The organism is Marinobacter sp. (assembly GCF_040904845.1).
Taxonomy (GTDB): Bacteria; Pseudomonadota; Gammaproteobacteria; order Pseudomonadales; family Oleiphilaceae; genus Marinobacter.
The window spans coordinates 23,719-36,488 of the sequence record NZ_JBBDSR010000051.1 but is presented as its reverse complement, the minus strand read 5'-3'; the positions used below and the strand labels follow the sequence as shown (position 1 = coordinate 36,488).

Sequence of the window (12,770 nt, the reverse complement as noted above, 5' to 3'; positions counted from 1 at the left end):
CCCTGGCCATGGCATTTGCCATGAACCCCGGACTGATCCTGGCGGATGAGCCGACGGGAAACCTGGATCATCACACGGCGGTTGACGTGGCTGACTGTCTGTTCAATACGCAGCAGGAAACCGGCTGTTCGCTGATCCTGGCCACCCATGACCTGGCCCTGGCCGCCCGCTGTCAGTCTCGCCTGGACCTTGGGCTGGAACGGCCCGTTGTGACCTCGTCGGCGTTATGACCCTGTTTGCCGCGCTGTTCAGCCATTACCGACGCCAGCCCATGCAGCTGGCGGCGCTGGCGCTGATGATTGTGCTCGCCACCACGTTGTGGACCGGCGTCAGCTCGCTGACGGACCATGCCCGAGCCAGTCTGGCTCAAAGTGAGCAGGCGGTGACCGGTCGGCAGCAGGTGGTTCGCGCCGATCAGGCAGAGGTCACGGTCAGCGACTTTGCCTGGCTGCGCCGACAGGGGCTGTGCGTCATGCCGTGGCTGGAAGTGCAGAGACCCGCCCCTGAGGGTCGGGTTATCGGTGTCGATCCGTTTGCTGGGGCATGCTTTGGCGATGAGGTTCCCGGGCAGGCGCGGGAAGGCCGGCTTAACGGGCAACCGTTCCTGGATATCAGTGAGGCCTCGGAACTCGCCGGGCAGGGATACCCCGCGAGGCTGTCGCTGTTGGTGGCGGGTACCCTGCCCGCTGAAGCCGTGCCTCCGGGCTACCGGATTCGCGATTTTTCATTGGGCCCCGATACCGGCGAATTGGGCAAGAGCTTCCTGCTGAACCTGGACGCACTCGGGGTGCTGGTGTTGCTGATCACTGCGTTACTGGTGAGGAGTGTCTATTTGTTGGGGGTGGCGCAAAGGCGGGAAAGTATTGCCCTGCTTGAACGCTTCGGGGTTCCCGTCGCGAGCGTCCGATGGTGGTTGCTGGTGGAGCTGACGGTGCTGACTACCCTGTGTGTGGTGCCCGGCATCTGGCTTGGGCGTTGGCTGGCCAGCGTGCTGGGCGGCGGGTTCGGGGAGGCTATGGAAAGGCTGTTCGACGCACCGCTTTACGCTGTACAAACCGGTGATCTGCTGCGGCAGGCACTGGTGATGATGTTAGTGGTGCTGGCGGCCTGCTTTGTCGATACCCTCAGGCCGCTCTGGCGGCAGGTGCCTGGTAGCCGGATGTATCACCAGATGCTGCTGGCTCTGTTGCTGGCTGGTCTGACGACAGTCATTCTGGCATCCACGCTGATCGGGTTATTCGTCGGGATCGCGGTGGTGTTCGTAGCCCTGGGGCTGTTGGTGCCCCGGCTGCTTTCCGGGCTTGCCGGCTGGCAGGCCCACCGTACCGGCGATGTGGTCCGGCAATGGCGGCTGCGGGAGCTGTCAGTAATGTTTCGCCGTCTTGCCTTGCCCGTGGTGGCGTTGCAATTCGCGGTGGCCATGGTGCTGGCCATTCAGGCCCTGGTCACCACCTTCGAAGATACCTTTGAGGCCTGGCTGGGTCAGCGCCTGGCGGCCGAGCTCTATGTCGAGGTGCCGGAGGGCGAGTCATCCCGGGCAGCCGTGGCGGCGCTGTCCAGCTTGAACGGTATTGGAGACTGGCACCTGGTGCAGCGGGGCAGGGTGCGGATTGCCGGCGTGGAAGGTGTCGGGCGGGATGGCGAGCCGGTTGAGACGGATCTTTTTGCCCTGTCCCCCATTGGCCCGCTGGTCAACCGCTGGAACCTCCTGTCCGCTACGCCAGACTCCTGGGCGCAGCTGGCAGCGGGAAACGCCGTGATGGTCAATGAGCAACTGGCGCGCCGGCAAGGCTTTCAGCCCGGAGACGAAGTGCGGATATCGATAGGTGGACACACCCGGCGCTTGCCTGTCGTTGGAGTCTATGCTGACTACGGTCGCCCGGCGGGGGAAGTCCTGATGAGCGGGGACAGTCTGCCTGGGACCTACCGCCCGGCTTTCGAGAGTTTTTCCATTAACACCGGGGCCCTGCCTGTTGACCGGATTAACCGGGCGTTGAACAGTGCCTGGCGAACCGGCGAGCCGTTGATCAGGGACAACGACAGCGTTCGCGCCCTGGCTTCCGCCGTGTTTGACCAGACCTTCCTGCTGACCCGGGCAATCACAATATTGACCCTGGCGTTGGCGGCCTGTTCTTTATTGATAATGGGCTGGGTGTTTTTCACAACCCGGGCTTGGTATTTCGAGCTGTTATCGGTGTGGGGCATGTCACGCCGGGAGGTGGCCGGTCAGTTGCGCTGGCTGGCACTCGTGCTGACCGGTGCCGTGGCGCTGATCGCCTGGCCCCTGGGGATCTGGCTTACCTGGGTGTTGGTGAGCCGCATTAACCCACTCGCCTTTGGTTGGTCGTTGCCGATGACGGTGTATCCGGGCTTCTGGCTGGAAATGGCGGCATTGTGCCTGGCTATCGGCTGGTGCATCGCACTGCTGATGCGCCGGCAATTGACAGGGCGGGTGCCGCCTCCCGGATTGGCCGGCAATGCCCGGGGAGGTGAGAGATGAAGGTTGCCGTCATGGCTGCTGGATGGCTGGTGTTTGCTGCCTGGGTTTTGTCGGGATGTTCAGATTCGCGGGAGAACAGCGGCTTCGCCGGTCTGGGGGGTGAGCAGGGGGATTTTGCGCAGCCGGAGCCGGGGGATCGCCTGAGCTTTCCGGACGACCTGGGCCCGCATCCACGCCACCGGATCGAGTGGTGGTATCTCACCGCCAACCTGACCACGACAGAGGGAGAGCCCATTGGCCTGCAGTGGACCCAGTTCCGCCAGGCGTTGAAGGCCCGGGTGCCGGACGGAGCGGTCCCGCAATCCGGGGGCTGGCCCCTGGAGGCAGGCTGGATGGCCCATGCCGCCGTGTCATTTCAGGGTGACCACTGGTTTGCTGAAAAGCTGGCGCGGGGCGGTATCGGGCAGGCGGGTGCCATATCGGCACCCCTTGACGTCTGGCTGGATGACTGGCGGTTGCATCAGGATGACGATCATTGGCGTTTACGGGCAAATGGTGACGACTGGGCTTACGACCTGACCCTGGTCAATCAGGGGGAGCCCATTGCCCACGGCAATCAGGGATTCAGCGCGAAATCCGGCAGTGGTGAAGGTTCCATGTATTTCAGTCTGGTGGATATTGCGATCCTGGGAAGCCTGACGATCGGGGAAACGACTTACCAGGTCTCCGGCCAAGGCTGGTTTGATAGGGAGTGGAGCAGTCAGTTCCTGAAGGCTGGGCAGCAGGGCTGGGACTGGTTTTCATTGCACCTGGACTCGGGTGACAAACTCATGGTTTTTCGTCTGCGCCAGTCAGATGGGGATTACCTTTCCGGGACCTGGATAAACCCGGAGCGGAACCCGGTAGCCCTGGAACCTGAACAACTGGAGGTGACGGCGGACCATCAGCGGGAAACGGCGCGTGGGGAGGTGCCGGTGCGGTGGCGCATCCGGGTGCCGTCCAGAGGGGTGGATCTGACGGTGGAAGCGCCGGAGGGGGAATACTGGAACCTGGGGCGCTTTCCCTACTGGGAAAGCCCGGTCAGTGTCACTGGCAGCCATCGGGGCGAGGGCTACATGGAGCTGACCGGGTACTAAGCGCTGTTGGTGCCTAGTCGATGGAGGTGGCACCGATCTTGTGGATGCTGACATCTGCGCCGTTGAATTCCTCTTCTTCAGTCAGGCGCAGGCCGGAGATGGCGCTCACGATGCCGTAGACAATCAGGCCACCGGCAAACGCAATCATCACACCCGCGACGGACCCGATAATCTGCGACATCAGGCTGACGCCGCCCAGGCCACCCAGAGCTTCCTGGCCAAAGATGCCGGCCGCGATGGCACCCCAGACACCACACACACCGTGCAGCGGCCAAACACCCAGCACGTCGTCCAACCGCTCGATTTTGGCCTGCGCCCATTCGAACAGGTACACGAAAATGGCACCGGCAATGCCACCGGTGATCAGGGCACCTACCGGGTGCATCAGGTCTGAACCGGCGCATACGGCGACCAAGCCGGCCAGTGGACCGTTGTGGATGAAGCCCGGGTCTTTGCGGCCTGCCAGCATGGCCACCAGGACACCACCGACCATGGCCATCAGGCTGTTCACCGCCACCAGGCCACTGATGCCGTCCAGAGTCTGGGCGGACATCACGTTAAAGCCGAACCAGCCGACGGTCAGAATCCAGGCACCGAGGGCCAGGAACGGAATGTTGGACGGCGCGAACGCCACCACACGGCCGTTGCGGTAGCGCCCCTTTCGGGCACCCAACAGCAGCACTGCCGCCAGGGCAATCCAGCCACCCACGGCGTGCACCACAACGGAGCCGGCGAAGTCGTGGAAACCTGCACCAAACTGGCGCTCCAGCCAGGCCTGAAAACCGTAGTTGCCGTTCCAGATCATGCCCTCAAAGAAGGGGTACACAAAGGCCACGATCAGCCCCGAGGCAATCAGCATGGGGTAGAACTTGGCGCGCTCTGCAATGCCCCCGGAAATGATGGCGGGAATGGCGGCCGCGAAGGTCATCAGGAAGAAGAATTTAACCAAATCGTAGCCGTTGGCGGCGGTCAGCTCGGTGGCCCCGGCCATGAAGTGATTGCCGTAGGCGATGTAGTAGCCAACAAAGAAGTAGGCCACTGCCGACACGCCAAAATCGGTCATGATCTTGACCAGGGCGTTGACCTGGTTCTTGTGGCGAACGGTGCCCACTTCCAGGAAGGCAAAGCCGGCGTGCATGGCCAGCACCATAATGGCACCGATCAGAATGAACAGCGTGTTGGCGCTTTCGGTCAGGGTGTGTACTGCACTCGTGATGTCCACGGGTTTTCTCTCCTGATAGATAAAATGGCTGCCTCTTGCCGGGCAGTGCGTGCATTGATGGAGTGCAGAGTTAGCAAAGAGTGTTCCAAAACAATGCAAGTTCAAGAGAGTAAGGCAGTTGGGGTGATTGTCCTTGGGCGATGGCGAACGAGCGAGGGAGTTAACGCACTGAATGAGTGCGTTATGAGGGGGCTCGCACCAATATGGTCAGATTACCTCTGGGGTTGCGGCTTCCCGCTGTTCCTTCCACGCGGCGTAGCGAATCAGGTCCGTTTCCACCAGTTTCAGACACAGGGCCACGACCCCGGCATCGTCCACGAAGCCGATGCCCAATATCAGGTCCGGAATCAGGTCCAGCGGGTTCAATACATACAAGAGAGCTCCGGCAATGGCCGCAATGCTTTTCCAGGGCAGGTTACGGTAGCTGCCGTTCCAATAATCGCCAATCATGGAAAACATCAGTTTGATGTCTCCGCTGAAACGCTGGAGTTTGCCGCTGCCTTTTACTTTATCTTCAATGGCGCGTTGTCGGGCCAGCAGGCTTTCAAGGTCATCACGTTGGACCTTGTCTGCTTCCGCGTTTAACTGCTTCTCTGCGTTTTTCTGGGTAAAGACCGGCATAGTGTCTGATCCTGTCAGGTTGACGACGGGCTGGCTATCATCAGTATCCCACTTGCGCATGATGGCAGGCAATGCTTTGAAAATCGGTGCCTGGGAAGGCGTTGCGGGGCAAATTCACCCTGGTGCTATTGGCCGATATTGCTAATGTTCTTGTCATTACGGGCAATATTTTAAAGGTGTAAGTGGTGCTACTGTTCTGTGACGTAATCTACACTAGGTCCGTACTTTGGGAGTGTTTTTTGAACTGTGTCAATTGACGCGCGCAAAGAAACATGACGGTTAGTAACAAAAAACAAAACAAAATTTATCGCATTAGAAGCGGTATCTGATCTACGTTAAAACCATGCAATAAAGCATGCGAGGGAGTTCGCCATGAGTATTCAACGGATCAACAATCTGTCCAATCGTATCGCCGCCAACATCCAAACCAGGAAGTTGCCGCTTAAGTCAAAGCAGAAAGGGGCGTCAGGGTTGGAATATGCCGTTCTGGTTGCTGCGATCGTCGTCGTGCTGGGGACTGCGGTTTTTGCTTTCGGCGATCAAATCACGACACTCTTTGAAGGGATTGACCTCACCGGAGGGTAAGGCGATCTGGCTGGGAGCGCTGTTGATGAGATCGGAAAAAGGGACGGTTGCCCTTGAGTTTCTGCTTCTCTTCCCTCTCGTTATCGCCATGCTGTACGGGGCGACTACCTACGGCATTCTGTTTTTCGGAAAATATGAGATGCAGAGTGTTGTGGACCAGGCCGCTTCGTCGGCATTGCGGGTGGATCGTGCCCGTTATTCCGCCGATGACCTGTCTGGTCAGATCGTGGCCACGGCCAATACGACCCTGGAGCAAGGTTGGGCGTCGAAATCCCAACGCTTGAGGGCTGGAGCGGAAATCACTGGTGATGAATGTAAGGTGGGTGATCCGCCCGACAATTTCCTGACTTGCACCCTCTCCCGCGACAACAAGGCCGAGCCCATGGTTCCTCAATTAACGTTCGGGTTTCTGGGCAAGTTTCCGCCTATGCCCGAGACAATGAGTGCGGAAGCAACCATGGCCTTCTAGTTTGGATGACTAAGGCACAATAATGAATAAGAGACTGATTTACGCACTGCCTGCAACGGTGTTGGCGCTGGTGGCACTGGGCCTGGCCATTGCTGGTCTTGTATCGACCAAGAATCAGCCTGAGCCCTCCCGGCAATCGCAGGTGGTTCAGTCGCAGAAAGTGCCGTCTTCGCCAGAGTACCGCTACCTTGTTGCCCTTAAAGCCTTGTCGCCGGGCGACACCATGACCGAAGACGGTTTTATGTCGGTTGCGTCTTCTGATCCCTTGCCGGATGCCATTCGTGCTGACGACGCTCCCTACGGACAACCCATCAAGACATCTTTGGCTGCCGGCCAGATGCTGGCCAGCGCGAACATGCGCACTGACAGCGTTCTGGAAACCCTGGTGCCGCAGGGGCATCAGGCCATGGCGATTGCCGTTGATGATGTCTCGGGCGTAGGTGGCTTGTTGCGACCCGGCGACCGGGTGGACGTAACAGCTTCTTTTCGCCGCTCTGACAAGGACAAACCCGCTGCCCTGAAACTTTTGGGGAATGTACTGGTTCTTGCGGTCAAGGGCATTCCCTACAACGGCGAAGCCGGGGAAGACAACGATTCACGTCGAAACAATACGGTTGTGTTGTCGATTCCCGAAGACAAGGTCTCGCGTTTGTTACTGGCTTCCAGTGAAGGCAGCCTCCGGCTGGTGGCGGTTTCTCCAAAACGGGAAACAGTGTCAGAAGAAGAGGAGACAAAGGAAGCAAAGGAAGAGCCCATCATCAAGGCGGTCTACCTCGAAGATCTTTTCCCGGCACCACCCAGACCCGCGCCAACCCGGCGCGCCACGCCACCACCTTCCACCCGCGTACAGGTATTCGAAGGATCCGAATCAAGGAGTGTGTATGTACGGTAAACCGATCGCCCTGTGGCTAACGGCCGTGTTGTTGGGCAGTCTGGCTGTTGTTGCGCCTGCGGCGACCCTGGGCAACGACATGGTGGATGGGGCTCCGGTCAAATTGGGTGACGGGGAGCAAAAGGTGCTGAGCTTTCCAGGTACCCTGGCCAAGGTTGCTACCTCTGATCCGGACGTGGCAGCGGTATCGGTGTCTGGTGACCGGGAGCTGTTGGTGACGGCCAAGTCGCAGGGTGCCGCCATTCTTTCTGTGTGGCTCAAAGGCCAGTCGGAGCCGTTGCGTTCCCCGGTCGTTGTTGCATCGACTCTCGGCACCAAACTGCCCTTCGGAACTCAGGTGCAGACCGACATTCGCATTGTTGAGGTTAATCGTAATGAATTGAATGAACTGGGCGTGTACTACTCCAAGTTGTTCGATGGCGGGCGTCTCGGTGCGTCCTTTGCCGCACCGGAATCCATGGTGCCTGGCTTCGGTGGTGCCACAGGCATTGCAACCAATGGCTTTAACTTTTTCCGGTTTGGAAACAGCTCCCTGAGTATCCTGAACGCCCTGGAGTCAGGTGGTTTTGCCTATACGCTGGCGGAGCCTTCATTGGTCACGCTGAGCGGCCAAAGCGCCACCTTTCTCTCTGGCGGTGAATTCCCGATTCCGGTGCGCAGTGATGACGATGGCATACAGGTGGAGTTCAAACAGTTCGGCGTCAGTCTGAGCCTGACACCCACGGTGGTGGGCGAAGATCAGATCATTCTGAAAGTCGCACCGGAGGTCAGTGACCTGGATAATTCCGCCGGGGTCAGCACCGGGGGCATTACCATCCCCGGCCTGAGGGTGCGACGCACGGAAACCACCGTTGCCATGGCACCCGGCGAAACATTCATTATCAGTGGGTTGGTCAGCCGCAATACCTTTAACAACAGTGACCGGATTCCAGGGCTTGGCAATCTGCCGGTGCTGGGCGCGTTGTTTCGTTCCGACCGAGTGGCACGGGAAGACCGCGAACTGATCATGGTGGTCACGCCACATCTGGTCAGCCCCGGTAAACAGGGCAACGGTAAGCTGGAGACCATCGCCCGCGATTACCATCACAGCAGCACGGGCTGGCTGGACATGGCGACGGATTCCCGCCCTGGTGAACGCCCCATCAAACACGGACTGAGCTGGTGATGCTATGAACAGAGACGACATTCTGGTTTGTGTGGCAGATGACATTGGTATCAGAACCTGGCTGGAGCGGACACTGGACGGCATGTGGCCGGTGGAGTTTGTTGCCTCGTCGGACCTTTCCCGTGTCAGTCGCCTGGTGGAGGCTACCGGTAGCCGTTTCGCGATGGTGGCGGCGGATGATAACGATGCGGAAAAAGCGCTGCGGATCATCAGTGCCCTGTCCAAGTCCCGCGAGGATCTTGCAGTGGTATCGGTGACGCGCAGGGTTAACCAGGACTTCCTGCTGCGAAGCATGCGAGCCGGTGCCCGGGATTGCTTTATCGCCAGCAGTGATGGTGAAGACATCCGCGCCCGGATTCAGCAGTTCCTTCAGGCCGCGCCCGAGCGGGTGGCGGCTGGCTCCCGGCCCGCCAACGGCCGACACAAGATAACCCTGGTGACCAGTTCCAGCCCGGTGGTGGATACGCGTTTTTTTGCGCAGAACCTGGCCTTTACCACCAATAAGCTGTTTCCGGACGCCCGGATCCTGGCGCTGGATACCTCGGCAACGGACCGGCACGCCTTCTATCTGGACAGCAATAACCGGGTGACCCTGGAAAGCCTGTTGCAGAATCCGGAGTCACTCGATCAGGCCATGATTGAGACAGCACTGGAGGAGTACGCGCCGAATCTGCGTTTGCTGGCCGGGAAACTGTCGCCCGAAGCGCTCAGTGATGATCGCAACGCGGACCTGTTTATTGCCGTCAGCCAGTTGATGAGCATGTTCGACTACATCGTTGTCAATGTGGACCCTGCGGTTGCGGACTTCTGGGTCAGCGCGGTGGGGCTGCACGCCAAGGATCTGGTAATGGTGATTCAGCCCATTGTCGAACAGGCCCATGAAGCGCGCCGGCAACTGGATCGCTGGCGTGAGCATCTAAGCCGTGACTGCCGCAAATCCCTGGTGCTGGATTGCTATGAGAAGAAGGGGGCACCTGCACTGGGAGAACTCGAGCGGGCGGTGGGTATTGATTACATGGGTACCCTGCCCCTGGACTGGTCTAGCCGGTTGATGTCCATCAACGCGGGCTTGCCACTGCACAAACTGCCGCAAAAAGGCCAGTACCAGCGACAGCTGGAAACCATGCTGAAGCGATACGCGGCTGGTGGAAGCAAGGATAAGCATACGGGCGTGCGGCGCAAGCTGTTACGGGTTGGTTAAGGAGAGGGCTGAGTGGCTACCCGAGTTGACCAGGAATACCAGGATCTGAAAAAACGCGTTCATTATTTTCTGGTGGAGCGGCTGGACGAAGAGGGCGTGGAAGTCGGGAAATCTGGCCGTGACACCCTGTTTGCCTTTATCCAGGACAATGTACAGGGTTTTGTGGCCCAGCACCGGATGCCGCTGTCCGCACAGGATCTGAATCTGCTGACCCGCGAAACCTTTGACGAGGTAGCAGGCTTTGGGCCCCTGGAACCGCTACTCTCGGACGATACCGTCAATGACATATTGGTCAATGGCCCCCGTGATGTATTTATTGAGGTGTCTGGCGTGCTGCAACGGGCCCAGACCCGATTCATCGACGATGATCATGTAACCCGTGTGATTCGTCGAATCCTGGCTCCCCTGGGCCGCCGTTTGGACGAGTCCAGCCCCATGGTGGATGCCCGTCTGCCGGATGGTTCCCGGGTTAATGCCATTATCCCCCCGATTGCCCTGGATGGCCCATCCATCAGTATCCGGAAATTCACCCAGAAGCACCTGACCGCACAGGACCTGGTGAACACTGGGTCAATGACTTCAGAGTGCCTGGAAACCCTGACGAGCCTGGTGGAAGGCCGCCGTAATACACTGATCTCTGGTGGCACCGGGACCGGTAAAACCACCATCCTGAACCTGTTAAGCCAGTACATTCCCAGAGACGAGCGGGTCGTCACCATCGAAGATTCGGCGGAGCTTCAGCTGAATCACCCACATATCGTTCGCCTTGAAACCCGTCCGGCCAACACCGAAGGCACCGGCAAGATCACTGCCCGGGATCTTGTGATCAACGCGCTGCGTATGCGACCGGATCGGATTATTCTCGGCGAGGTGCGGTCCGGGGAGATCATTGAGCTGCTTCAGGCTATGAACACTGGCCATGAAGGCTCCATGAGCACTATCCATTCCAACAGCGCCAGGGATGCGCTTGTGCGGATTGAAACTTTGTTGGCAGTGAACGGGTATGACGCCGGTGAACGTGCTATTGGTCGCCTGATCGGTTCCTCTCTGGATGTTATTGTCCAGCTTGCCCGGTTGCCGAGTGGCCGCCGGTTTGTCAGCGAAGTGGTCGCAATGAAAGCCACACCGGATGACCCCTACAAAATGGAAGTCCTTTACCGCGCCGAACGGGAGCAAAATGATGACACGGCAACGTTTACCGGGGAGGCGTCGAGGTGAGTAGTCAGGCCTGGTTTGCCGCCGCTCTTTTTGTGGGCTCGCTGGCCACCCTGCTGGTAATGGTGCAGCTGGGCTGGGGGTACCTGAGAAGTCGCCGTCAGATAAACCAGGCCATCAGAACCCGGCTAACGCCTGCTAATGAGAATTCCGGGCTCGGTGGTGCCAGGGTCGATTTAGGGCCGTTGGAGAAGTTGTTGGTGCAGGGAGATATCCGTTGGAGTATGCAGCGCCTGGTTATGATGTCAGTGGTGTTGCTGCTCGCGTTGGCGATGGTTGCGGTATCCCGGGGTGTAGTGGTTTTGTTGGTTGTTCTGTTCTTTGTTGTCACCGTGATTGGCATTTGGTGGCGTATGCGGTTCCAGAAGCAGCGCCAGGTCATTCATGAGGAGCTTCCGGGTGTTATGGCTGCGGTATTGAGAAACATTGACGCCGGTCGTTCCTTGGAGCACTCCCTGATTGCGGCGTTTGACGAGTCATCGCCAGTCTTCAGCCCCCTGGTTTTCCGGCTACGTAATGCTATTGAAGCAGGCCGTGAGTATACCCGCCTGTTTGAGGATTTTGCAGAGCTCTACAAAGTGCCTGCTATGGTACTGGTGGCTATTGCCCTGCGTACAACGTCACGATTTGGTTCCTCGATTCGCCCTGTACTGGAGCAGGTGTCCACATCCCTGAGATCGCAGCAAGCGTTACGTCAGGAGTTCATGGCAGCCACTGCGGAAACCCGCTTTACGGCGATTTCGTTTGCCATCATTCCCCCAGCGTTAGCTGCCTTTATGGTGCTGATTAATCAGGAGTACTCGGATGCGCTGCTAAATACTTCAACCGGTCATTCATTGCTCTTAATAGCGGGGGTTCTCCAGATGGTGGGTATGCTGGTGATGTGGCGAATGATCCAGGGGGTCGGTCGTGGTTGATACCTGGTTTCTGTTAGCTGCTGCCGCGGCACTTTTTGCACTATGGATGGCCGGCTATATGGCTCCGCGCTGGGCTCTCAAGTCGCGAATCCATGACCGACTCCGGAACAGGGGCGCGGGAGTTAATGGGGATGAGGACTTCGCCGGTTTTCTGGCGGAATTTGGTGAAAGCTTCACTAGCCTGTCTGCAATACAGGGTGATTACGAGGACATGGAAGCCGCACTTGAGACGACAGGGCGCAACCGTCAGCAGAGTCAGGCGACCTATCTGACACTATGCTGGTTTCTCCCGTTGGTGGTTATTGTCCTGAGTTTTGTTTTCGCTGGTCCTATTGCCGGTGCGGTCATCGCTGCTGTGGGATTTCTTCTGCCCCGCCGTGTTATTCGGACAATGGGTGCCAACGCGGAAAAAATGCAGAACCTTGAAGCAATTGAGTTGTGCCACATGACTCGGATGCTGATGGAAGCAGGCTTGTCGATTGAACGTGCCCTGCGGCTCATTGCAGTCCAGGCACGGCCCATCATGCCTCACCTTGCCAGTCGGCTCGACCGTTTCAACCGGGTGATGGAAAGTGGGGCTGACAGAACCGCTGCGTTGGATGAACTGGGTAGGAATCGCCGTATTCTGGTACTTCGGGGTTACGTAAACCTGATGAAGCAGAGCGGAACTTTGGGAGCCGGCGTAACGTCGAGCCTGGAGCGTATTATTAAAGAAGCCCAGCAAACCGAGCGTAATCTTTTGAGTGAGGAAACTAATAAGGTTGGTGCAAAGATGACTATCGTTATGATGGCCTTCATGCTGCCAGGGCTCTTCCTATTGATTGGTGGTCCAGCGGTAATGTCGATAGTAGAGACTTTAAGCCGTTGATAGTGGTTCGAGACCGACGAATACGAATAAAAACCTGTC

12 protein-coding genes and 1 pseudogene are annotated in these 12,770 nt (G+C 58.4%); 11 read left to right on the top strand and 2 right to left on the bottom strand.

Annotated features, from left to right (window positions below; genetic code table 11):
• From WD429_RS06000 to WD429_RS05990, 3 genes and pseudogenes are all read left to right on the top strand, one after another.
• Positions 1-230: pseudogene (locus WD429_RS06000) on the top strand (hypothetical protein); the annotation flags it as partial.
• Positions 227-2,500: an FtsX-like permease family protein gene (locus WD429_RS05995; RefSeq protein ID WP_368421268.1), complete on the top strand. Its 2,274-nt coding sequence runs from the start codon at positions 227-229 to the stop codon at positions 2,498-2,500. The pseudogene WD429_RS06000 and the gene WD429_RS05995, both read left to right, overlap by 4 nt.
• On the top strand, positions 2,497-3,576 hold the full coding sequence (locus WD429_RS05990; protein ID WP_368421267.1) for a lipocalin-like domain-containing protein: 1,080 nt from the start codon (positions 2,497-2,499) through the stop codon (positions 3,574-3,576). The genes WD429_RS05995 and WD429_RS05990 overlap by 4 nt, the downstream gene beginning before the upstream one ends.
• A 13-nt stretch (positions 3,577-3,589) precedes the next feature.
• Here WD429_RS05990 and WD429_RS05985 read toward each other — a convergent pair whose 3' ends face one another.
• The gene (locus WD429_RS05985) at positions 3,590-4,798 is read right to left on the bottom strand and encodes an ammonium transporter (protein ID WP_368421266.1); all 1,209 of its coding nucleotides are present in this window, start codon (positions 4,796-4,798) and stop codon (positions 3,590-3,592) included.
• A gap of 207 nt (positions 4,799-5,005) precedes the next feature.
• Positions 5,006-5,419, bottom strand: a complete 414-nt coding sequence (locus WD429_RS05980) for a YkvA family protein (protein WP_368421269.1) — start codon at positions 5,417-5,419, stop codon at positions 5,006-5,008.
• Positions 5,420-5,791: 372 nt separating this feature from the next.
• Here WD429_RS05980 and WD429_RS05975 point away from each other — a divergent pair, with 372 nt between their 5' ends.
• The 8 genes from WD429_RS05975 to WD429_RS05940 are packed head-to-tail and all read left to right on the top strand — an operon-like array spanning position 5,792 to position 12,731.
• Positions 5,792-6,004 carry a hypothetical protein gene (locus WD429_RS05975; protein WP_368421265.1) on the top strand — a complete coding sequence of 71 codons (213 nt, stop codon included), beginning with the start codon at positions 5,792-5,794 and terminating at the stop codon, positions 6,002-6,004.
• Between the two features lie 25 nt (positions 6,005-6,029).
• Complete coding sequence (locus WD429_RS05970) at positions 6,030-6,473, top strand: TadE/TadG family type IV pilus assembly protein (protein WP_368421264.1); 444 nt, start codon at positions 6,030-6,032, stop codon at positions 6,471-6,473.
• Positions 6,474-6,495: 22 nt separating this feature from the next.
• Positions 6,496-7,365, top strand: coding sequence for a Flp pilus assembly protein CpaB (gene cpaB, locus WD429_RS05965; RefSeq protein WP_368421263.1), 870 nt, complete (start codon positions 6,496-6,498; stop codon positions 7,363-7,365).
• Positions 7,355-8,530, top strand: a complete 1,176-nt coding sequence (locus tag WD429_RS05960; protein ID WP_368421262.1) for a type II and III secretion system protein family protein — start codon at positions 7,355-7,357, stop codon at positions 8,528-8,530. The genes cpaB and WD429_RS05960 overlap by 11 nt, the downstream gene beginning before the upstream one ends.
• 4 nt (positions 8,531-8,534) lie before the next feature.
• Positions 8,535-9,731: a CpaE family protein gene (locus tag WD429_RS05955; protein WP_368421261.1), complete on the top strand. Its 1,197-nt coding sequence runs from the start codon at positions 8,535-8,537 to the stop codon at positions 9,729-9,731.
• A gap of 12 nt (positions 9,732-9,743) precedes the next feature.
• Complete coding sequence (locus WD429_RS05950) at positions 9,744-10,949, top strand: CpaF family protein (protein ID WP_368421260.1); 1,206 nt, start codon at positions 9,744-9,746, stop codon at positions 10,947-10,949.
• On the top strand, positions 10,946-11,863 hold the full coding sequence (locus WD429_RS05945; RefSeq protein ID WP_368421259.1) for a type II secretion system F family protein: 918 nt from the start codon (positions 10,946-10,948) through the stop codon (positions 11,861-11,863). Before WD429_RS05950 ends, WD429_RS05945 begins: the two co-directional genes overlap by 4 nt.
• Positions 11,856-12,731, top strand: coding sequence for a type II secretion system F family protein (locus WD429_RS05940; protein WP_368421258.1), 876 nt, complete (start codon positions 11,856-11,858; stop codon positions 12,729-12,731). Before WD429_RS05945 ends, WD429_RS05940 begins: the two co-directional genes overlap by 8 nt.
• The last annotated feature ends 39 nt before the right edge of the window (positions 12,732-12,770 follow it).